The organism is Kosakonia sp. N21 (genome assembly GCF_050587465.1).
Classification (GTDB): domain Bacteria; phylum Pseudomonadota; class Gammaproteobacteria; order Enterobacterales; family Enterobacteriaceae.
The window spans coordinates 516,330-531,627 of sequence record NZ_JBOBHR010000001.1 but is presented as its reverse complement, the minus strand read 5'-3'; the positions used below and the strand labels follow the sequence as shown (position 1 = coordinate 531,627).

At 54.0% G+C, this 15,298-nt stretch carries 14 protein-coding genes and 1 riboswitch; of the genes, 3 read left to right on the top strand and 11 right to left on the bottom strand.

Annotated features, from left to right (window positions below):
• Positions 1-86: 86 nt before the first annotated feature.
• From ACQ3G7_RS02400 to thiM, 4 genes are all read right to left on the bottom strand, one after another.
• Positions 87-1,241, bottom strand: coding sequence for a mandelate racemase family protein (locus ACQ3G7_RS02400; RefSeq protein ID WP_430888692.1), 1,155 nt, complete (start codon positions 1,239-1,241; stop codon positions 87-89).
• A gap of 238 nt (positions 1,242-1,479) precedes the next feature.
• Entirely contained in the window at positions 1,480-2,532 is a 1,053-nt protein-coding gene (gene fbaB / locus ACQ3G7_RS02395) for a class I fructose-bisphosphate aldolase (RefSeq protein WP_263100156.1), read from the bottom strand.
• Positions 2,533-2,683: 151 nt separating this feature from the next.
• A complete protein-coding gene (gene thiD, locus ACQ3G7_RS02390; protein ID WP_430888691.1) occupies positions 2,684-3,484 on the bottom strand; it encodes a bifunctional hydroxymethylpyrimidine kinase/phosphomethylpyrimidine kinase in 801 nt (266 codons plus the stop codon).
• The gene (gene thiM, locus ACQ3G7_RS02385; RefSeq protein WP_430888690.1) at positions 3,481-4,269 is read right to left on the bottom strand and encodes a hydroxyethylthiazole kinase; all 789 of its coding nucleotides are present in this window, start codon (positions 4,267-4,269) and stop codon (positions 3,481-3,483) included. Before thiM ends, thiD begins: the two co-directional genes overlap by 4 nt.
• A 34-nt stretch (positions 4,270-4,303) precedes the next feature.
• Positions 4,304-4,400, bottom strand: a riboswitch (TPP riboswitch).
• 200 nt (positions 4,401-4,600) lie between these two features.
• Between thiM and ACQ3G7_RS02380 the strand changes: the two genes are divergently transcribed.
• Entirely contained in the window at positions 4,601-5,131 is a 531-nt protein-coding gene (locus ACQ3G7_RS02380) for a DUF2778 domain-containing protein (RefSeq protein WP_090133805.1), read from the top strand.
• A complete protein-coding gene (locus ACQ3G7_RS02375; protein WP_430888689.1) occupies positions 5,106-5,366 on the top strand; it encodes a hypothetical protein in 261 nt (86 codons plus the stop codon). Before ACQ3G7_RS02380 ends, ACQ3G7_RS02375 begins: the two co-directional genes overlap by 26 nt.
• Before the next feature lie 114 nt (positions 5,367-5,480).
• On the opposite strand, the gene ACQ3G7_RS02370 is transcribed toward ACQ3G7_RS02375, so the two are convergent.
• Both ACQ3G7_RS02370 and ACQ3G7_RS02365 read right to left on the bottom strand, forming a co-directional pair.
• The gene (locus ACQ3G7_RS02370; RefSeq protein WP_263100153.1) at positions 5,481-6,452 is read right to left on the bottom strand and encodes an Rpn family recombination-promoting nuclease/putative transposase; all 972 of its coding nucleotides are present in this window, start codon (positions 6,450-6,452) and stop codon (positions 5,481-5,483) included.
• 119 nt (positions 6,453-6,571) lie between these two features.
• On the bottom strand, positions 6,572-7,645 hold the full coding sequence (locus tag ACQ3G7_RS02365; RefSeq protein ID WP_263100152.1) for a LacI family DNA-binding transcriptional regulator: 1,074 nt from the start codon (positions 7,643-7,645) through the stop codon (positions 6,572-6,574).
• A 268-nt stretch (positions 7,646-7,913) separates the two neighbouring features.
• On the opposite strand from ACQ3G7_RS02365, the gene ACQ3G7_RS02360 reads away from it, so the two are divergent.
• Positions 7,914-9,179: a maltoporin gene (locus ACQ3G7_RS02360; protein WP_430888688.1), complete on the top strand. Its 1,266-nt coding sequence runs from the start codon at positions 7,914-7,916 to the stop codon at positions 9,177-9,179.
• Positions 9,180-9,407: 228 nt separating this feature from the next.
• On the opposite strand, the gene ACQ3G7_RS02355 is transcribed toward ACQ3G7_RS02360, so the two are convergent.
• The 5 genes from ACQ3G7_RS02355 to ACQ3G7_RS02335 form a co-directional block, all read right to left on the bottom strand.
• On the bottom strand, positions 9,408-9,719 hold the full coding sequence (locus ACQ3G7_RS02355; RefSeq protein ID WP_430888893.1) for a PTS sugar transporter subunit IIB: 312 nt from the start codon (positions 9,717-9,719) through the stop codon (positions 9,408-9,410).
• A 66-nt stretch (positions 9,720-9,785) separates the two neighbouring features.
• Positions 9,786-11,843: a beta-galactosidase gene (locus ACQ3G7_RS02350; protein WP_430888687.1), complete on the bottom strand. Its 2,058-nt coding sequence runs from the start codon at positions 11,841-11,843 to the stop codon at positions 9,786-9,788.
• Positions 11,844-11,873: 30 nt separating this feature from the next.
• Positions 11,874-13,073 (bottom strand): glycoside hydrolase family 53 protein, encoded by a 1,200-nt coding sequence (locus ACQ3G7_RS02345; RefSeq protein ID WP_430888686.1) that lies wholly within the window; start codon positions 13,071-13,073, stop codon positions 11,874-11,876.
• A 4-nt stretch (positions 13,074-13,077) separates the two neighbouring features.
• Positions 13,078-13,929, bottom strand: a complete 852-nt coding sequence (locus ACQ3G7_RS02340) for a sugar ABC transporter permease (protein ID WP_263100148.1) — start codon at positions 13,927-13,929, stop codon at positions 13,078-13,080.
• A gap of 10 nt (positions 13,930-13,939) precedes the next feature.
• On the bottom strand, positions 13,940-15,247 hold the full coding sequence (locus ACQ3G7_RS02335; protein ID WP_263100147.1) for a carbohydrate ABC transporter permease: 1,308 nt from the start codon (positions 15,245-15,247) through the stop codon (positions 13,940-13,942).
• Positions 15,248-15,298: the final 51 nt, after the last annotated feature.

Sequence of the window (15,298 nt, the reverse complement as noted above, 5' to 3'; positions counted from 1 at the left end):
GGGTACGTTTTGCCGGATGGCGGCTTGCGCCTCCTCCGGCCTACGCGGCCCGAAAGTCAGTGCTCCCGGGCATTTATTATTTTTTATCAGTCGTGACTGAGGGTATTGGCTTCGATATACGCAAAATTAATGTCTTCGCCGAGCCCCGGACGCTGCGGCAAATGGACAAAACCGTCTTCATCCATCGGGTCGACAATCGTGTTGAGATACGCCGCCGGTTGATCGTAATCCAGGAATGGGTGCAGCAAACCGCGTTCATACCAGCGGCAATTACGGATCGCGCCTATCACCGCGAGGCTTGCCGCACCATTGCCGTGAACTTCACAGTCCATTCCGAACGATTCCGCCAGATTTGCCACTTTCAGCGTGGGCGAAATCCCGCCGACGCCATTGGCCCCGGCGCGCAGGATGTCACAAGCGCCCGCTTTAACCCAATCAGCGCGGCTGTGATGCTTACCACCCAGGCTTTCCGGTCCGATAATCGGAATCGACAGATTTTCCGCCAGCCAGACGTACGACGACATGCTCTCTTCTTCCATCGGCTCTTCGAACCAGGCGAAGTTGAGTTTTTCCAGCTCTTTGCCGATGTACAGCGCGTCGGTACGGCTGTACCAGTGATAACCATCAATCATTAAATCGATATCCGGCCCGACCGCTTCGCGCACCGCGGCGCAGGCTTTCACGTCCATTTTCGGATTAGGCGCGAATTTAACGGGCGGCATCCAGGTGTGCAGTTTGATGGCTTTATAGCCGCGCGCCACCAGCGTTTCGGCAAACGCTGCGTACTCTTCCGGGGTGGAGAGACCGCCTTCCAGCTCGTCGCCGCACATGGTGCTGCCATAGGCCGGGACTTTATCGCGGTAGCCGCCGAGCAGTTTATACACCGGCATATTGAGTTTGCGACCAATCAGATCCCACAGCGCCTGTTCGACGAACGACAGCGCGCGTTCGGTCAATTGATGGGCGCTACCGCGCTGCCAGTGCACCAAATCCTGCCAGATGCGTTCGCGGTTAAATGGATCCTGGCCCACCATCACTTTGCGGAAAAAGGCATTAAGCACAAAGGGACGCACAACTTCCGGCGGTGCAAACGCATACCCTTTGCTGCCATCGTCTGCGGTAATCGTCAGCATCGCCATTTTCGCCTGGCTTTCCGGCCCCGGATGCGAGTGCCCGGCGCTGTCGGAAACCCGTCGCGTGGGATGCTGAAAGACGGTGACGTTTACAGATTCAATTTTCATTGCATGTCCTTGGTGTTTTTGAAAAGCCGTTTCATAACAGAATATATGCACAAAAATGCGTCGCATCCTCGGACAATTTCCGCTAAGCATTGGCCATTTTTTGGGCATGCGCACGACAATGCGTGACAGTTTTCACAAAAGGTTTCGGAAGTGTGATGGAGATCGGGAAGAGGGTTTTAGTGAAGTGAAACTATGTTTTATATTTATACCCCCTCTCATTGAGAGGGGATAATTGTCATCAGGCAATCGTCACTTTGTCATCCAGGTAGACATCCTGCACGGCGTTAATCAGCTTCACGCCGTCCGTCATGCTTTTCTTGAAGGCTTTGCGACCGAGGATCAGGCCCATGCCGCCGGCGCGTTTATTTATAACCGCAGTGCGCACGGCGTCGCTGAGATCGGTGTCGCCTCCCGCTGCGCCACCGGAGTTAATCAGCCCGGCGCGGCCCATATAGCAGTTCGCCAGTTGGTAACGGACCAGGTCAATGGGGTTGTCGCTGGTCAGCTTGCTGTAGACGCGCTCATCGGTGTAACCGAAGTTCACCGCCTTATAGCCGCCGTTATTTTCCGCCATTTTCTGCTTCACGATATCCGCGCCGATGGTCGCAGCGATATGGTTCGCCTGGCCGGTTAAGTCAGCGGACACATGGTAATCCACGCCCTCTTTTTTGAAGGCGGAGTTGCGCAGGTAAGCCCACAATACGGTGACCATTCCCAGCTCATGCGCGCGCTCAAACGCCGCCGAGATCTCTTCAATCTGTCGGCGCGATTCCAGCGAACCAAAATAGATGGTCGCCCCAACCGCCACCGCCCCCATGTTGAACGCCTGTTCCACACTGGCGTACAGCGTCTGGTCGTATTCCGTGGGATAGCTGAGGGTTTCGTTGTGGTTAAGTTTCACCAGGAAAGGAATGCGGTGCGCATAACGACGGGAGACCGAAGCCAGCACGCCGTAGGTGGACGCGACGCAGTTACAGCCCGCTTCGATCGCCAGCTCAACGATGTTTTTCGGATCGAAATAGAGCGGGTTCGCCGCAAACGAGGCGCCCGCTGAGTGTTCGATCCCCTGGTCTACCGGCAAAATTGACAGATACCCGGTACCGGCCAGACGCCCGTGGTTGTAAAGCGTCTGCATATTACGCAGCACTGCAGGCGGGCGGTTGTTGTCCACCATCACGCGATCAACATAATCGTTTCCTGGCAGATAGAGCTGGTCGGCGGGGATGGTCATACAACGGTGTTGCAGAAGGCTGTCGGCGTCTTTGCCAAGTAGCTGCACGATATCAGTCATAGCTATGCTCCCGTAAACTTCGCGCAAGGCGAAATGGATTGTCCTTACCCGACTTTCGCCGGGCAGAGATAATCCTGGTCTTCATGCGCGCAATTTTCCACCGCCGACGCTTTTTTTCAGCATAATCTGCTGGCACGTTTCGTATGGAGGTTTACCACCACTGATGGAAATGGTGCACCGGCCCGATGCCGTGTCCCACCTCCAGCGAGTCCGCCTGCGCCAGCGCCGCGGTTAGCCAGTTTTTCGCATCTGTCACGGTCGCTGCCCAGTCGTTATGACGTGGGCGCAACGCCGCCAGTGCGGCAGAGAGCGTACATCCCGTACCGTGGGTGTTTTTCGTTGCCACGCGTGGCGTCGTAAAGCGCTGTGCACCATCGCGGGTGAAGAGCCAGTCCGGGCTCTCTGCATCATCCAGATGCCCGCCTTTTATCAATACCGCTTCGCAGCCTAATGCCAGCAACGCTTCCCCCTGCGCATGCATCTCTTTTTCTGTCCGGGCATGCGGGGCATCCAGCAGCGCGGCGGCTTCCGGTAAATTGGGTGTAATAAGTGAAACCTGCGGCAGTAAATGCTGACGCAGCGCCGACACCGCCGATGGCGATAACAACGGGTCGCCGCTCTTGGCGAGCATGACGGTGTCCAGCACCACATTGCGCACCCGGTAGCGTTGCAGGCGTTCCGCCACTGCTTCAACGATGTCGGTCTCCGCCAGCATGCCAATTTTAGTGGTATCAATGCGTACATCACTCAGTACGGAATCGAGCTGTGCGGCGACAAAATCCGGTTCAATGCGATAGACCGACTGTACCCCACGGGTGTTCTGCGCCACCAGTGCGGTGATCACCGAACAGCCATAAGCGCCTAAAGCGGAAAAGGTCTTCAGGTCAGCCTGGATCCCGGCCCCGCCGCTGGGGTCGGTTCCGGCAATGGTTAAGGCGTTGATCCGTTTCATTGCTGCCCCTCCCCGTTCATCGCATACAGCGCATCGAGAAATTCAGCCACAAAACTGCCCGGTCCGGTGCTCTTCGTCACCGCCAGACCGCCCGCCTGCGCCATAAAGGCACAAGCGGCAGCCACATTGACCAGCCGGTCGCCTTCCAGCGCACAACTGGCCGCCACCACCGCCGACAAGGCACAACCGGTGCCAACCACACGCGTCATCAGCACATCACCGCCGGTGACCATCAGGGTGCGCTCGCCATCCGTGATGTAATCCACCTCCCCGGTCACGGCCACAATCGCACCGGTTTGCCGTGCAAGCGTTTGTGCAGCGGGTAGCGCCGTGCTGGCGGTATCGGTCGTGTCAACACCGCGCCCGCCTGCACTCATCCCGGCCAGCGCCAGGATCTCCGAGGCGTTACCGCGAATGGCGGCGGGTTGCAACGTAAGAAGCTGTTGGCAGAACTGCGTGCGGAAGGTCAGCGCGCCGACAGCAACGGGATCCAGTGTCCAGGGCGTGCCCGCCGCTCGCGCGCCGTCAATCGCCGCACGCATCGCATCGGCGCGTTCACGGGTTAACGTCCCAACGTTAATCAATAACGCATCGGCAATGGCGCTAAATTGCTGCGCTTCTTCGGGTTCAATCACCATCGCGGGCGACGCGCCCAGCGCTAACAACACGTTGGCAGTAAAGGTTTGCACAACGTCATTGGTCATGCAGTGTACAAGAGGAGAACGGCGGCGGAATTGCTGTAACGCATGCGCAGTTTGCGCACGATCAAGCAGGTCAGGTTGCATAAATTCGCTCCTGCCCGGCGTGAAGAAGGGATGCCGGGCAGGCATCTGACTTCCCTACGCTGGCATTATCCAGATCAGGTGGTACGGGTATTTCTCAGCCTTCACAAGGAAGGGCACCCCGAGTCATTTACTCTAAAATCAAAAAATTGCGATTAACGTCCCGTTAATCCCTGTTCAGGATCATGCCAGCGGGAAGCCAAAGACACAACCCTTAAAAATGCGCTGTGTCCCAACTTGTGTCCCAAATATGTCCCAAAATCAGAGGTTAAGGATGGCTGTCTGGGTAAATCGGCGGTAACATAACCCGCAAATCTACAGGGAGTTTTATGTTATGCAGATTTGCAGGATGGATTACAACGACGTATCCGCAGACGGGAGACGGCTTAAACTTCATGTTTACGGTGTCGGAACGTTTCCAGTGTTTTCGGGGATAGCACCAGTAACCAACATCGCAGAGTGTGCATTTATACGAAATGCGGCTTTGCCTGTCGGCACTTACTGGATCGTTGATGCCCCGTCCGGGAGTATTGCCAATCAGGTCGAGCGATTTGTTAAGGATTTCAGGAATGGAACAAATCACGATGAGTGGTTTGGATTGTTCAATGCCTCCACAATGAGTGATCACGTTTTCGTTAATGGCGTTGACAGAGGATCTTTCCGGCTTCACCCGTTGCGCCCAAATGGTGAGGGGGAGTCGTGGGGATGCATAACTTTCTATAACATTCCTGATTTCCAGTTAGTCAGAACCTCATTACTTGCACGTAAAAAAGTTCGAGTGCCAGGAGGTAAAGGATTAATGGCATATGGGCGTATAGACGTAACAGGGCGGACTGATTATGCGTCATGCAAATTTAACAATTAACATACTGATCGGTTTGCTCTGCTTTGTGGCTTCATTCTTTATCGTGCTGTTCCCTCTGGGCGGACTGGTCGATTATTTGTCTCAAATCAGTAATGATTTTCTGAACCGCACCGGGTTGGGATTTGCTGATGGCGAAGCTGATCCATCGTTTCTTTGGGTGCTGCTCCTACTCATGCTCGTTGTTACTGCGCTGTTGATGTTCATTATTCAGAAAGTACGGCGAAAATATCAGTAGCCAAACATAAGTCAAAGGGACAGTGCGTCCCGGTCAGCAGATAAAGCGGCAGCGAAGATGTGCATCCGGCGACAGCGATACGCTCATCGCCCACGGCAGGTTGCAGTAGCGAAATCAGTGACGGATCTGCGCGAGTTGCTCTTCGCCGAGGCCTGTCATTTCCATCACCACGTTGCGATCGAGGCCATTCTGAAGCATGGTGCGGGCAATCCGTAGCGCTTCTTCCTTGCGCCCCTTCTCAATACCGCGCTGCTCTCCAAGCTGAATACCTTTTTCGATGCCTTTCTCAATACCTTTCTCAATGCCTTTTTGTTCTAGCTGTTGCGCGATAGTCATCAGTTGATCCTCATGCTGTGGCACCCGCTGCGCCAGTTCACGGACAAAGGCTTCTGCGTCGGATGTTTCGCCAGCCTGTACGAGGTAGTTTATCAGTGAAACCAATTGCTGTCCTGTCATGTATTCGGTCAGTAAGAGCGTGGCAAGCTTGTCCAGCAATTCACTGAGGTCACGCTGATGGATGTGTTTTTGCAACAATGTCAGTGCCGCAATACTGCGGTGATTCATGATCTCGTCATCCGGGATCACCGTCACATCCACCAGCGGGAAATCACGACTATAGAGTATTTCCGCCACCGAAGGTAAATCAAACAGTTGCAACCAGTTGGTTGAGTAGGGATACGGGCTACGTTTACCGGTATAGAATAATACCGGGATAACCAGAGGCAGTTTTTTATGCCCGGTATCCAGGTGCCGTTGCATGGCCGCAACAGCATAACGAAGCAGCCGGAATGCCATGCATTGATCCGGAGTTGATTGATGCTCAATCAGGACATGCACATACCCCTCTCCCGCGACGGTCTTCAGACTGTAGAGCACATCACTGTAATAGGGGCGTAAGCTCTCCTCAACAAAACTTCCTGACTCCAGCTTCAAGGTTCGAAGATCGCAGAGAACCCGCAGATGTTCCGGTAAATGCAACATCATAAAATCCCGGGCCGTCTCCGGGTTTGTCAGAAACTGCTTAAACACAGCATCATGCGGGGTCGGCGTGCCGTTTTTCCCTCGCTTGCTTTTCTTGTTGGACATGTTCTGGCCTTTGCCTCTCTGGCGCTAACGTTACGCTCCTGAATAGCACCAGAGGCAAGGCATGTACACACAACACATTCCTAAAAACCAAGTAAAAACAATGAGATTACGCTTTCCTTTTACTTCAACAACTGATGCGCAATTGCCTGCAACTGCTGGGCAATCGCCTGCAAATTAGTTCCCTGTCCCTGCGGCGTACCGGTGGAGTGGCGCACGATCAATCGGGCGGGCAAAACAGATGAACTGCGCGTGGTATCGCTATACCCGCTGTCGAGCAGGCGGCGCACCGCTTCTTTACCCTGTAAATCAAGATCCAGCGAAACGGTGGTCAGCGCCGGGTAGAAAAAGGAACTTTCATAGGTATCGTCATACCCCACCACTGACTTCTCACCGGGGATCGCCACCTGATGCTGATGAAACGCGCTGAGCACACCCAATGCCATCTGATCGTTGCCCACCAGCACTGCGGTAAAATTGGGTGTCTCCCGCAACATTTGCAACGCACCGGCGTAGCCGCTTTGCGCATCCCAGTTGCCGTGAAACACCGTCACCGGCTTCAGGCCATAGCTGTTAAGTGTTTCGACCCAGCTTTTCAGACGCAATTTTGCTGAGACCGATGACGCAGGCCCTGCCAGCAGCGCAATCTCCCGGTGCCCTAAATCGTACAGATGTTTGACGCTGGCGCGTGTGCCGTCTGCCGGGTTAAACGAAACGTTAAACACCGAACTGTAGGGATCGACATCAAGGAACAGACAAACAATGTCATCGTTCTCAGCCGCGATATGCTGCGCCTGCTCGGTTTCTAACGGCACGTTAATAATGACTTTATCCACCAGCTGCGACTTCAGCTCATTGATCGCAGATTGAATGTCATGATTGACGTTCTCATCAATCATTGAGATCAGTACCTGATAACCATCCATATTGGCGTAACGTTTTACCGCTGCCGCCACCTGCGAAGGGGCGTGTAACGCCAGAGAAGTGGTCACCAGTCCGATGGTCTGACTCTGCTTGCCCACCAGTTGCTGAGCAAGACGATTGGGTACGTAACGCAGCAGCTCAATGGATTTCTCCACCTTGAGACGCGTGGCTTCGGATACATTGGCAGATTTGTTGAGTACCCTGGACACCGTCTGGTAGGAGACCCCCGCATGGCGGGCAACATCCTCTAATGTGGCACTTTTAGACTTCATGGTCCGGTTCCTTATGTTGTTATGCGCCAATTGTAACAGGGGCCATCTAAAAAAACGCTCACCACACTTTCACCCTCATATAAACCACCACAAAAGTATCACGCTCACAATACACAACCTCCTTAATGAATTCGCTATTGGTAACAAAAAAGACTGATTTATTTGCAGTTAATCACACATTCGTGATTGTTAGTTTGCCTGTTTTTACATTTAGGCATTTTATGACATCGTTTATGTGAACGTAATACAAAACAATAAGAGGAATGATATGAACACTACGCTACGCACTCTGACCCTTGCGTTAGCCACTGCGCTGACTTCACCTTCACTGCTGGCAGCCTCTTCTGTGCCGATCGACTTTCACGGTTACCTGCGCGGCGGCGTAGGCGTGTCGGGCGATGGCGGCATGGTGGAGTGGCAAAAAAACAAGCTCGGTCGCCTCGGTAACGAAGCCGATACTTACGGCGAAGTCGAACTGGGCTCGGAAGTGTATAAAAAAGACGAGGTGAGCTTTTATCTCGATACCATGGTCAGCATGGTCTCCGACGGCTCTAACGACAGCGAAACCACCTTTGGCGATGATGCCCAATTTGGTTTGCGCCAGTTAAATCTGCAAATTAAGGGGCTGATCCCCGGCGATCCCAACGCGGTGATTTGGGGCGGTAAACGCTACTATCAGCGCCACGATCTGCACATCATTGATACCAAATACTGGAACATCTCCGGTTCCGGCGCCGGTATCGAGAACTACAGTGTCGGCCCAGGCGCGGTCTCTTTCGCCTGGATCCGTGGGGACGCCAACGATGTGGACTACCGCGTCGATGACGACAACAACGTCAACATCAACTATCTCGATCTGCGCTACGCAGGCTGGAAACCGTGGTCTGGCGCATGGACCGAATTTGGTGTCGATTACGCCATGCCCAACCCCACCAACAAACAAAAAACGTACGGTGGACTGTACGATGCTGACAACGGCGTCATGGTCACCGGCGAGATCAGTCAGGACATGTTCGGCGGTTATAACAAACTGGTACTGCAATACGCCAACAAAGGGCTGGCGCAGAATATGGTCTCCCAGGGCGGTGGCTGGTATGACATGTGGCACTATGTGAACGACGCCAGCGGTTACCGCGTGATCAACACCGGTCTGATTCCGATTACAGACAAATTCTCGTTGAACCACGTGCTGACCTATGGCGCGGCGAATGACATCACCGAATACACCGACAAAACCCGTCTGGTGTCGCTGGTCGGGCGTGCGCAGTATCAACTGACTAACTATGTGCGTTTGATTGGCGAAGTCGGTAGCTTCTACCAAAAAGATGACTACAAAAACGGCACGCACTATAAACAAAGTGGTGAGAAATACACCTTTGCCGTGGGTCTGGCGGATGGCCCGGAATTTATGTCACGTCCGGAACTGCGTGTTTTTGCCTCGTATTTAAACGATTCCGAAGACGGGAAATCATTTGAAGACGGAACAAAAAATAATACGTGGAATTTTGGCGTACAAGTTGAAGCCTGGTGGTAAACAGACATCATCCGTCGCGTTATCTTTTTGTTCGCTGCCACTGTTACTTTGACTATTTACTTCAGTAATCGTCTGGAGAGTGATAGCTGTGCCGCCACAATATAACGCGAATGATTTTATGTCATCGCGCTGAACATCATTATTTACGTTATCTCTAAAACTGAGTGATATTGCCATTGCTTTCTTTTATTTCGGGATACCCATTACGGGTATCCCTTTTTTTATCTCTTAACGCGCAGAGAAATGGTCATCCAGTAATTTACGTAGCGCATCGGATTGTTTACCAAATATCGCATGCACCTGTTGACCGAGAATAATCACTCCCAACGCGCCCTCATTTTGCAGCGCCTGTGAGTCAACAATTGCCAGATTCTTTACCGTCACCCGCAGACGGGTAATACAGGCATCCACCTGTTCAATATTCTCCGCCCCGCCAAACGCCTGCGCCAGGCGCTGAATTTTTAGCAGCTCATCGGTACTGACCGGCGTTGCCGGTTGCGGATGAGAGAAGTAGTGCAGAAAGGATTTAAGGCTCACCATCATCGTCTCCTGATAATCAGCAGATAAAAAAACGCCTGCCCGAATGGGCAGGCGCACAGACAACACTTACGCGTTACGGCTAACAACACGGCAGTCCCATGGCGTCAGCGTCATGGCACCGCTGGCCGGGGAGGCCGACAGACAATCCTGATAACCCGGCGGCAGGGTGATACTTTGCGGCTGGGCGCTAAAGTTCTGGATAAACACAAACGTGGTTTCACCATCGGTACGCGCCGTCGCCACTATCCCTGGCGGCAGATCCACTGCCAGGGCGCGCGGCAACGCCAGTTCCTCGATGAGCGCAGAGAAGAAGTCGCGCTGAAACGCGAGATCGTTGCGCGACGCCACGTGCCAGGCCTTGCCTTTCCCGACATGATTCACCGTCACGGCCGGGCGTCCGGTATAGAAATCATCACGGTAGGTTGCCAGCGCCTGGGCGTTTTCAGTGTGGATAAGCTCACAGAGATGACGCACCTGATAAGGCCCCTGGAGTCCGGCCTGATTGCCCGCCAGCCCTTGCACCAGGTTGCGTTCCCCCTCGGCCAGACAGTCAATCTCTTCCGCCCAAATGCCCAGCAGCTTACGCAGTGGTCCCGGAAAGCCCCCGAGATAACAGAGGTCAGATTCATTCACGATCCCGGTCCAGTACGAGGTCACCAGATGCCCGCCGCTGGCGACAAACGCCTCGGCGCGCTGTGCGAACCCCTCACGCACCATGTACAGCATCGGTGCAATCACCAGTTGATAACGGCTCAGATCCGCATCGGCGTTAATCACATCCACCGCGATGCCCTGTTCCCAGAAGGGACGGTAATGTTCATTGACCGTCTTCTCATACTCCATACCGCAATTGCGCGGGCCTTCAGCACCATCCAGCGCCCAGCGGTTCTGCTGGTCAAAGATGATCGCCACCCGCGCCTCCGTGCGGCAACCCATCACCGGCGTCAGTGTGTTAAGTATCTCGCCGAGCGCGCAGACTTCACGCCCCACGCGGGTATCGAGATGCCCGACATGATCAACGACCGCGCCGTGGAATTTCTCCACCGAACCGCGACTTTTCCGCCACTGGAAGTACTGCACCGAATCGGCGCCATGCGCCACCGCCTGCAATGATGACAAAATATGCATGCCCGGTTTTTTGAGCTTACTGGTGGGCTGCCAGTTAGTGACGCTCGGCGTTGACTCCATCAACACAAACGGTTTGCCCCCTTTCAGGGTGCGCATCATGTCGTGATACATCGCGGTATAGCAGGCAAGCTGAGTCTCATCTTTATCCCGGTGCCACATCGGGTAGCTGTCCCAAGAGATAAAATCGAGCGGTTCAGCAAGCTGCCAGTAATCGTAATCGTAGAAATACTCCATAAAGTTGGTGGTCACCGGCAACGCGGCGTTCGCGGCTTTCAGCGGTGCAATTTCATGGCGACAGAAGTCGGTAACCTGTGCGGTATTAAAGCGCCGCCAGTCAAGGTTCAGACCGTGAATTGACACCTCGCCTTGTGGTGACGGCGACTGGATCTGCGACCAGTCGCTATAGGTATGGCTCCAGAAATCGCTCCACCAGGCGTGATTGAGGTTCTCCAGCGTCTGGTAGCGGGCTTTCAGCCAGTCGCGGAATCGCTGCTGGCATAATGAACAGTGACATTCGCCGCCGTACTCATTGGAAATATGCCAGCCGAGCACCGCCGGGTGTTGCGCATAACGCTCCGCCAACAGCGTGTTGATTTTGAAAGTTTTATCCCGGTAAACCGGGGAACTCATACAGTGATTATGTCGCCCGCCATGCAGCGCAGACACGCGATCGCGCCCAACGCGCAGGACTTCCGGGTACTGTTGCGACATCCATGCCGGGCGCGCGCCGCTTGGCGTCGCCAGAAATACGTGGATCCCCGCCGCATATAATTTCTCCATAATGGTATCCAGCCAGGCGAAATTAAATACCCCTTCCTGCGGTTCGAGTTTTGACCAGCTAAATATACCCACAGACATCACATTGCATTTTGCCTGCTGCATCATGGCAATGTCTTTATCAATAATATCGGGATAGTTTTCCCACTGCTCCGGATTATAGTCCGCGCCGTGCAATAGCGAGACGACCTTCGGGCTTAAAGGCGCAAATTTATTCATATTAAATATCCTGGAAATGACCACACCACATTAATTAAAGACGTGTACCGACGGCAGTACTTTTCCCTGGCAATCAAAAAGCGCCTGATTTTCGCGCGCGTTGCCTTCTTTCCACTTGTCGTTGATATATTTCATTCCTGCCTGCGTGGCCCAGCTATTTCCGGGAACCGCAATCCACGTTGGCTCCCAATAAAAAACACCTTTACCGCGCTGGCCCTGAACATTAATGACCGACTGCATTAAATCGTGGATAAAGTCATATTGCCCCTGCACCGTGCCCGGATAACCACCGTCTTTCTCTTCCTTTGCCTGGAAGCTGTTTTCTGCGTTATCGCAATTGGCCAGCGTGTAGCCATAGGCCGCTTCCACCACAATCACATCTTTGTTGTAGCGTTTGCTGATGTCGTCCATGTTGGCTTGCAGCGCGCTGATGGGGCCGTTCCAGTAGGTGTACATCGACAGACCAATCACATCGAACGGCACGTTACGTTTGGTGATTTCATCAAACCACCAGCGGAAGGTGTCATTTTTGGTGCCTTCCGCCAGGTGCAGCATGATTTTCACCTGCTCACCGTTTTTCAGGTTCTCTCTGAGCCCGCCGATCGCCGCGTTCAGCAAGCCCGCCAGCCGATCAAACTCGCCGCCGCCCTGCCCCCAGCTTTTGCCTTCCGGCCACAGCATGCCGCTGTTGATCTCATTGCCAATTTGCACCATATCCGGCAGCACGCCCTCCTGCTTAAAGCGGGCGATGGTGTCGCGGGTATAGTCATGAATCGCTGTTTTCAACTGCGGGTAATCCATTTTTTCCCAGGCTTTTGGCTTGAACTGTTTGCCCGGGTCAGTCCAGAAATCGCTGTAGTGAAAGTCGAGCAGCAGCTTCATTCCCTGCGCTTTCGCCCGTTTTGCCAGCGCAAGCGTGGTGGCGAGATCGTTATCACCGCCGCCGTAAGCCTGCCCTTGCGCATCGTTGGGATCGAGCCACAGACGCAGGCGGACATAGTTCACGCCATTGGCTTTCAGGATGGCGATCGCGTCTTGCTGCTGGTTGTTAGCGTTGTAAAATTTCGCCCCGTGCTTTTCCGCATCCAGCAGCGTGGAAATATCCGCCCCTTTAATAAAATCCGCGGGCATGTTGGTAAACGTGCGTGTTGTCAGGGTATCGGCGGCAACGAGGCTTGCGGAAAAACTGCAAAGACATGCCGCAAGCAGAGCGGGTGTAAATCGTTTCATGTGCTTATCCTTTGGTACTGCCGGAGGTCAGGCCGGAGACGAAGTATTTTTGTAATGCCAGATAGAGGATCGCCACCGGCACGGCGATCAGCACCGCTCCTGCCGCATAGGTGGTGTAGCTGGCGCCCATTTTTTGCGCCACCAGGTTATAAAGCCCGATCGGCAGCGTGAATTTGTCCGGGGTGCGTAAAATGGTGCTGGAGAGGATGAAATCGCCCAGCGGCCCGGTGAAAGAGAACAGTGCCACCACCGCCACAATCGGCTTCGACAGCGGCATGATGATCTCGATAAAGATGCGGAAATTACTCGCGCCATCCATGCGCGCGGATTCATCCAAATCGCGCGGGATGGCATCAAGGTAGCCCTTCATCAGATACGTATTCATTGGGATCATGCCGGCGACGTAGATCAGCACCAGCGCCATATGGCTGTTGATCAATCCAAGTAACTGTGACAGCACAAAAATGGCAATCAGCGCGGAGAATTGCGGGATCATCTGCAATAACAGAAACAGCATCAGCCCGTTTTGCCGCCCCTTAAAGCGGAAACGGGAAAATGCATAAGCGGTGAAGCTGACGCTGATTAATGTCAGCACCATGGTCAGCAGGCTGATCTTCATCGAATTCCAGTACCAGGTCATGTAGTTCACCTGGCCGTTAAACAGGTCGGCATAGTGCTGGAACGACAGGTTTTCCGGAATGATCGACGTACTGAGCAGGCTGTTGCCCGCGTTAAGCGACGCCCCCACCGTCCAGACCAGCGGGTAGATAATCAGCAGCGACACCAGCGCGATCACCAGCCAGGAGAGCGTCAGGCGGATCCACTTCTCACGGCGGATGCTTTGTGATTTAGCCATTTTTCTTCCCTTATGCCATGTCATCATTTTTGAAGGATTTGGTGGCGCGGAACTGCCACAACGCCACGCCGACGACAAAAATCGACAGCAGAATGGTGATGGTCGCCGCAATGGCATACTGCGAAGAGGACATCGTCAGTTTGTAGATCCACGACACCAGAATGTCTGTCCCGCCCGCGTTCGCGCCTGCCACCGCCGGACCGCCGTTGTTGAACAGATAAATGATGTTGAAGTTATTAAAGTTGAAGGTGTACTGCGTAATGATGATCGGCGCGATGGAGTACAGAACCAGCGGCAGCGTAATGGTGCGCAGCCGCGTCCAGGTTCCGGCCCCGTCCATTTTCGCCGCTTCATACAAATCGTCCGGAATGGCCTGCAAAACGCCCGTGGTCATGGCAAACACAAACGGAAAGCCCAGCCAGGTCTGCATCATAATCAGCGCCGTTTTCGTCCAGAACGGGTCCGTTAACCAGGCCTTTGGCGCAATGCCAAAGAACGCGAGAATGGCGTTGTTAATCACCCCGAAGGTGTCGTTAAACATCCCGGCAAACACCAGAATGGTGACAAACCCCGGCACCGCCCACGGCAGAATAAAAATGGTGCGCACCAGCGGCTTAAAGCGCAGATCTTTCTGGTTAACGAGGATCGCCAGCAGAACGCCAACGGTGCACTGCAAGGTGGTGGCTAGCAATGTCCACACCACCGTCCATTGCAGCACATCCAGGAAGGTGGAGCGCCAGATAGAGAGCGTGAAAATGTTGATGAAGTTCTTAAACGCCACCCAATCCACCAGTTTTGCCGGGGGCGTGTGGTAGAGGTTGTAGTTGGTGAAGGCGATGGCAAAACCAAACAGGATCGGGAAAATAACCACAAAAACCAGCAGGATAAAGCCGGGGGTGATCATCAAATAGGGGAATCCCTCACTCAGCAACAGTTGATACTGTTTGCGTACGCTGTTCAGCGGCTTGCCTTCATCACGCTTCTTGCCATTCAGCCAGGCGTCGCGCAGCGAGAGGTACCAGACCGTCAGGCCAAACGCGATCACCAGCACGCTGATAATGCCTTCCGCCAGCAGAAAGATAGAGTTATCGCGCGGGACTTCTTCGCCAAGGGTGTATAACCCCCACAATCCTTCCCGCAGAAAATCGTAAAATGTGCCCATAAAACTGGCCAGCAGCACCAGGAAGATCGCTCCCTTCAGCCACTGACGATGATAGAACTGGCCAAAACCCGGCGCGATAGCCAACAGCAGCCCGCACCACGCATGACGCCCTGCGCCGCGCGCTTTGGCAAAATTTTCGCTGGGACTGATAATCACGTACGACTCCTTTTCACAAACGGGAGGCGGCCCTCCCGTTCTGTTACCACA

Bases quoted from the DNA above. Each gene is read 5' to 3' on its own strand.
- ACQ3G7_RS02340 (WP_263100148.1), bottom strand. From the start codon at position 13,929: ATGGCTAAATCACAAAGCATCCGCCGTGAGAAGTGGATCCGCCTGACG.
- ACQ3G7_RS02400 (WP_430888692.1), bottom strand. From the start codon at position 1,241: ATGAAAATTGAATCTGTAAACGTCACCGTCTTTCAGCATCCCACGCGA.
- fbaB (WP_263100156.1), bottom strand. From the start codon at position 2,532: ATGACTGATATCGTGCAGCTACTTGGCAAAGACGCCGACAGCCTTCTG.
- ACQ3G7_RS02360 (WP_430888688.1), top strand. From the start codon at position 7,914: ATGAACACTACGCTACGCACTCTGACCCTTGCGTTAGCCACTGCGCTG.
- ACQ3G7_RS02345 (WP_430888686.1), bottom strand. From the start codon at position 13,073: ATGAAACGATTTACACCCGCTCTGCTTGCGGCATGTCTTTGCAGTTTT.
- ACQ3G7_RS02375 (WP_430888689.1), top strand. From the start codon at position 5,106: ATGCGTCATGCAAATTTAACAATTAACATACTGATCGGTTTGCTCTGC.
- ACQ3G7_RS02365 (WP_263100152.1), bottom strand. From the start codon at position 7,645: ATGAAGTCTAAAAGTGCCACATTAGAGGATGTTGCCCGCCATGCGGGG.
- thiD (WP_430888691.1), bottom strand. From the start codon at position 3,484: ATGAAACGGATCAACGCCTTAACCATTGCCGGAACCGACCCCAGCGGC.
- ACQ3G7_RS02370 (WP_263100153.1), bottom strand. From the start codon at position 6,452: ATGTCCAACAAGAAAAGCAAGCGAGGGAAAAACGGCACGCCGACCCCG.
- ACQ3G7_RS02380 (WP_090133805.1), top strand. From the start codon at position 4,601: ATGCAGATTTGCAGGATGGATTACAACGACGTATCCGCAGACGGGAGA.
- ACQ3G7_RS02350 (WP_430888687.1), bottom strand. From the start codon at position 11,843: ATGAATAAATTTGCGCCTTTAAGCCCGAAGGTCGTCTCGCTATTGCAC.
- ACQ3G7_RS02355 (WP_430888893.1), bottom strand. From the start codon at position 9,719: ATGGTGAGCCTTAAATCCTTTCTGCACTACTTCTCTCATCCGCAACCG.
- thiM (WP_430888690.1), bottom strand. From the start codon at position 4,269: ATGCAACCTGACCTGCTTGATCGTGCGCAAACTGCGCATGCGTTACAG.